Here is a 3,386-nt window from a genome sequence, read left to right on the forward strand (position 1 = left end):
GCCGACGCCGACCAGGAAATACTCCGCCCACATGGGACGCAGCGGGAAGCCGAAGCGCTTGCGCTGCTTGCGCGAGTTGAGGATCGTCAGGACGATCGCGAGGCAGGCGAGCGCGCCGATGACCCAGCTTGCCGTGGCGCCGATCGAGCCGTCCGTGCCGCCGCCCATCAGGCGGAAGGTGGAATCCATCGGCGCGACCGTGCGGCCGCTCGTCACGAACCAGGTCGCGCCGCGCCAGACGAGCAGGCCGCCGAGCGTCACGATGAAGGACGGCACGCCGAGGAAGGCGATGATCGAGCCCTGCAGCGCGCCGATCGTGGCACCCAGCGCCAGGCCGGCGGCGAGCGTGACGATCCACAGCAGCGGATGGTTGAAACCGAGCAACTGCGGCAGCAGTTCGGCCTGCAACACGCCCATGATCATGCCGACGAAACCGAGGATCGAGCCGACGGAAAGGTCGATGTTGCGGGTGACGATGACGAGCACCATGCCGGTCGCCATCACGGCGACCGACGCGGTCTGCACCGAGAGATTCCAGAGGTTTCGGGGCGTCAGGAAGAGGCCGCCGGACAGGATGTGAAACCCGATCCAGATGATCAGGAGAGCGCCGATCATGCCGAGCAGGCGCGTATCGATCTCGGTCGCGCGGAAGAAGCGCTTGACCGGATGTTCGCTCGCCTGTCGGGCGCGATTGGCTTGTGTGGTATTCGTGATATCGGCCATGGCCTTGCCGTTCCCCCACCTAGGTTGATCTTTTTCATTCGGGCGCTCGTCGAGGACGCGTCGCCGATCGCATCCTCCACCCGGGACCCTTCTTGCACAAGCGCCGCAACGATTTCGCGTTGCGGCGCCTCAGAAGGTCGTCAGTTCTGGTCTTCGCGTCTTAGTCGCAAGCCGCCGTCGTGCCGGCGGAAACGCCCTGGCACGCCGCTTCCTTGGAGATCCAGCCGGCGTCGATGACGACGTTCAGGTTCTCCTTGGTGATCGGCATCGGCGCGAGGAAGACGGACTGCATCTCGACGCCCTTCGGGCCGCCGGAGAAGGCCTGCACGCCCTCGATTTCTTCCATCGTCTTGCCGGCTGCCAGCTGCGACGAGATTTCTGCGGCGCGCTTGCCGAGTTCGCGGGCGTCCTTCCAGACCGAAACGGTCTGCGTGCCGAGAGCGACGCGGTTCAGCGCCGCATGGTCGCCGTCCTGGCCGGAGACCGGAACGGAGCCTGCGAGACCCTGCGCGGCGAGCGCCGCGACGGCACCGCCGGCGGTGCCGTCGTTGGAAGCGACGACCGCGTCGACCTTGTTGTCGTTGGCGGTCAGGAACTGCTCCATGTTCTTCTGGGCATTTTCCGGCTTCCAGCCGTCGGTATAGGCTTCGCCGACATTCTTGATCTTGCCGCCGTCGATCGCTTCCTTCAGCACTTCCATCTGGCCGGAGAACAGGAAGTCGGCATTCGGGTCGGAGGACGAGCCCTTGATGAAGACGTAGTTGCCTTCCGGCTTCGCCTTGAAGACTTCGCGCGCCTGCATGCGGCCGACTTCCTTGTTGTCGAAGGTGATATAGAAGGCGGCGGGGTTTTCGATCAGGCGGTCGTAGCCGACGACCGGGATGCCTTCGGCCGCGGCCTTCTCGATCGCCGGGCCGATGGCTTCAGAGTCCTGTGCCAGCACGATGATGGCATTGGCGCCCTGCGCGATCAGCGATTCCACGTCGGTCAACTGCTTGGCAGCGGACGACTGGGCGTCAGCGGAAATGTACTTGTCGCCGGCGGCCTCGAGTGCGGCCTTGATGGCGGCCTCGTCGGTTTTCCAGCGCTCTTCCTGGAAGTTCGACCAGGAGACGCCGACGGTCATGCCCTCGGCGGCGGCGACCGAATGCAGGGATACGAGGATGGCAGCCCCTGCCATCAGCTTCAAAACGGATTTCATGATGTCCTCCCGAGTAAAACCGGCCGCCCTGGACGAACCTCCCGCCACAGTCGACGACCAGCCACAAAACACTGTCGCAAACAGAAGCCCCAAAATGCTCCGGGATTTTTTCTCGACAGTCGAGAAAATAGATGTCAGATGTTTCCGGGGCTGTCAACACGGCTTGTGGAGGAGCCTGCCCCGACCCGTGCGGGATGCTTTGGGAGGAGCATGTGTTGCACCGCGAAGCCACGATCGGATCGAAGGCATGCTGACGAAGTCCAGCACGGAACTGGTGCGCCAGCAGAACAGCGCGCTCGTCCTGTCGGCGCTCCGGCGCCACCGCGCCCTGTCGCATACCGAGATAGCCCAGCAGACCGGCCTTGCCTCGGCGACCGTGTCGGCCATCACCGCCGAGCTCGAACGCCAGCGCATGATCGAGCGGCAGGAACTCCGGCCGGCCGGCGCGCGCGGGCGGCCGCGCGTGCTCTTCAGCCAGCGGCGGGACGCCGGCTACCTCGTCGCCGTGCGGATCTCGTCCGATGCCGTGCAATATTCTCTGGCGGATTATGCGGGCACCCTGATCGACCGCCTCGACGAGGCGCGAGACCATGCCAGCCCGTCGACGAGCCGCTTCGTGGCGGCCTTTCGCGAGGCGCTGCAACGGCTCGCGCGGCGATCCTCGCTCGCTCCGGAGCAGATCCTCGTTGTTTCCGTCAGCAGCAAGGGGCTGGTCGACGCCGACCGGGCCGTGCTGCTCTGGTCGCCGGTCTTTGGCGGCGACGTCATCGACTTCGCCTCGGTCCTGCCAGAAGGGTGGGTGGCGAAGGTCAGCCTGAACAACGAGTCGCTGCTTATGGCGCACGCGCTTGCCAACCGCACCGATCTCGGCACGGCGCCCGGCCAGCACGGCGTCGCCGTCCTGTCGCTCGGTCACAGCATCGGGCTCGGCATCGCCCGGCGCGAGCGCGGCGGCGACCTGCAGGTCAGCGCGCCGAATTTCGGCCATATGCTGAACTTCGCGGACGGCAAGCTCTGCCGCTGCGGTTCGCTCGGATGCGTCGAGGCGTCCGCCGGCTTCTACGGCATCCTGCGGACCGCCTTCGAAGTGCCGCCGGACACCATCCCGGCGAAATTCGTGCCGATTGCCGAAATGGACAAGATCGCGATGCGCGCGCGGCAGGGACACCGCATGTCGGAATATGCCTTTCGCCAGGCGGGGCTCGCGCTTGGGCAGGGCATGTCGCGCGTCATCAGCCTCTACGACACGCTTGCCATCGCGATGACCGGTCCCGGCACCCGCTATCTCGACCTGTTGTCGCGGGGATTCGACGAGGGCCTGCGCCAGTCTCAGCACGTTCGCCTGCAGGGCATGCCGCCGGTGACCGTGGTCGCGGAGGAATCCGCACTCGTCTTCGACGGTCATCTCGACCGCGGCCTCGGCGAGATCGACCAGCAGGTGGCCGCGACGGGCGCGCTCGGT

The 3,386-nt window shown here is 66.0% G+C and carries 3 protein-coding genes; 1 reads left to right on the forward strand and 2 read right to left on the reverse strand.

Annotation, left to right across the window (positions count from 1 at the left end; genetic code table 11):
* Both LXM94_RS02670 and xylF read right to left on the reverse strand, forming a co-directional pair.
* On the reverse strand, positions 1-723 hold a 723-nt coding region (locus LXM94_RS02670; RefSeq protein WP_408015576.1), incomplete at its 3' end, for an ABC transporter permease subunit.
* Positions 724-883: 160 nt separating this feature from the next.
* Positions 884-1,924 carry a D-xylose ABC transporter substrate-binding protein gene (xylF, locus tag LXM94_RS02675; protein ID WP_235769602.1) on the reverse strand — a complete coding sequence of 347 codons (1,041 nt, stop codon included), beginning with the start codon at positions 1,922-1,924 and terminating at the stop codon, positions 884-886.
* A gap of 247 nt (positions 1,925-2,171) precedes the next feature.
* Between xylF and LXM94_RS02680 the strand changes: the two genes are divergently transcribed.
* On the forward strand, positions 2,172-3,386 hold a 1,215-nt coding region (locus LXM94_RS02680), incomplete at its 3' end, for an ROK family transcriptional regulator (protein WP_235769603.1).

This window comes from Rhizobium alarense (assembly GCF_021555155.1).
GTDB lineage: Bacteria > Pseudomonadota > Alphaproteobacteria > Rhizobiales > Rhizobiaceae > Rhizobium_D > Rhizobium_D alarense.